The sequence below is a fragment of the Cellulosimicrobium cellulans genome, from assembly GCF_042723955.1.
In the GTDB taxonomy this organism is placed as follows: Bacteria; Actinomycetota; Actinomycetes; order Actinomycetales; family Cellulomonadaceae; genus Cellulosimicrobium; species Cellulosimicrobium cellulans_H.
This window is the reverse complement of the sequence record NZ_JBHXIC010000028.1, coordinates 34,964-36,110: the sequence shown is the minus strand read 5'-3', so window position 1 is coordinate 36,110 and position 1,147 is coordinate 34,964. Positions and strand designations below refer to the sequence as shown.

Below are 1,147 nucleotides of genomic sequence, written 5' to 3'. Positions count from 1 at the left end.
GAGACACCCCCCAACCACCCCCCGCGGGCTACGCTGGGCCCGGGGCCGCCCCCCCCCCCGGGCCGCCCCGCGGCGGCCCCCGCCGCCGAGGTGGGGTACCAGGCCGGCGCCGACCGCATCGAGGGCTGCCTGTTCGGCAACGGCGAGCGCACCGGCAACGTGTGCCTCGTGACGCTGGGCATGAACCTGTTCAGCCAGGGCGTCGACCCGCAGATCGACTTCTCCGACATCGACCACGTGCGCCGCACCGTCGAGTACTGCAACCAGCTCGGCGTGCCCGAGCGCCACCCCTACGCCGGCGACCTCGTCTTCACGGCGTTCTCCGGCTCGCACCAGGACGCCATCAAGAAGGGCTTCGACGCGATGGCCGTCCACGCGGAGGCCGAGGGCAAGACGGTCGACGACCTCGTGTGGGCCGTCCCGTACCTGCCGATCGACCCCAAGGACGTCGGCCGCTCCTACGAGGCCGTCATCCGCGTCAACTCGCAGTCCGGCAAGGGCGGCATCTCCTACCTGCTGAAGTCGGAGCGCCACCTCGACCTGCCGCGGCGGCTCCAGATCGAGTTCAGCCAGGCGGTGCAGCACCACACCGACCAGCAGGGCACCGAGGTCACGGGCGAGGACATCTGGCGGATCTTCTCCGACGAGTACCTGCCGGTCGAGCCCGACTCGGGCCTGGAGCCGTGGGGTCGGCTCAAGCTGCGCTCCACGCGTGCGTCGTCGAGCGAGGACGGGCCGGACACGCTGAGCGTCGACGTCGTCGACCGCGGCGAGGAGCTGACGCTCGAGGGCACGGGCAACGGACCCGTCGCCGCCTTCGTCGACGCGATCGCCCAGGTGGGGGTCGACGTCCGCGTCCTGGACTACGCGGAGCACGCGCTCTCGGAGGGCGGTGACGCGACCGCTGCGGCGTACGTGGAGTGCCAGGTGGGCGACGACGTCCTGTGGGGCGTCGGCATCGACCCGTCCATCACGACGGCCTCGCTCAAGGCCATCGTCTCCGCCGTGAACCGCGCGGAGCGCGCGGAGGGCTGACCGCCGCCTCGCCGATCTCCCGACGGCCCCCAGGACCACGGGGTGCCGGCGGGGGGGGGTTTTTGCGCGCCGCGGTGGGTAGATAAGCGCGCACGGGCGGCAACCTGTGATA

The 1,147-nt window shown here is 72.4% G+C and carries 1 protein-coding gene; it reads left to right on the top strand.

Features of this window, described 5'->3' with window-relative positions; translation table 11 throughout:
* Positions 1-1,035, top strand: a 1,035-nt coding sequence (locus ACFWH7_RS09985) for an alpha-isopropylmalate synthase regulatory domain-containing protein (RefSeq protein ID WP_378216357.1), incomplete at its 5' end; no start/stop codon positions are given.
* Between the last annotated feature and the right edge of the window lie 112 nt (positions 1,036-1,147).